This is a genomic window from Acinetobacter sp. GW821-FHT09D10 (genome assembly GCF_059416285.1).
Genome location: NZ_JBWKOW010000020.1, coordinates 1 through 580 on the forward strand (window position 1 = coordinate 1; position 580 = coordinate 580).

Consider the following 580-nt stretch of genomic DNA (forward strand, 5'->3'; position numbering starts at 1 on the left):
GCACGGGCAGCCATAGCAATCGCATCGAGTGAAGAACCACACAAACGGTTAATGGTGGTTGCTGGCACTTGATACGGCAAACCTGCAAGTAGTGCTGACATACGACCAACATTGCGGTTGTCTTCACCGGCTTGGTTGGCACAACCATAGATCACATCATCGACCTGTTCCCAATCCACATTCGGGTTACGTTGCATGAGAGCTTTAATCGGCACAGCGCCAAGGTCATCGGCACGAACAGGGGCAAGGCCACCTGCATAACGGCCGAATGGGGTACGGATGGCATCGATGATATAAGCATTTTTGAATGTCATTTCCTACTTCCTTACCCTTGTGTCGCATCAATCAAAGTTGCACCAGTCAAAGCCTGTAACTCCTCAAAGCTAAGACCTTCTACTTTCTCAATCACCTTTAAACCATCGGTAGTCACATCAATCACACAAAGATCGGTGTAAATACGGTCAACACAGTGTTTACCCGTAACCGGATAGCTCAGCTCAGCCACAATCTTCGGTTCACCTTGCTTGGTCACGTGGTCCGTGGTGATAAATACTTTCTTGGCACCCACAGCCAAATCCAT

The 580-nt window shown here is 48.6% G+C and carries 1 protein-coding gene and 1 pseudogene; both read right to left on the minus strand.

The window, feature by feature from the left end:
- Window positions 1–314: thiolase family protein (locus AC07M3_RS19055; protein WP_494568034.1), on the minus strand; the 314-nt coding region annotated here is incomplete at its 3' end.
- An 11-nt stretch (window positions 315–325) separates the two neighbouring features.
- Window positions 326–580: pseudogene (locus AC07M3_RS19060) on the minus strand (3-oxoadipate CoA-transferase); the annotation flags it as partial.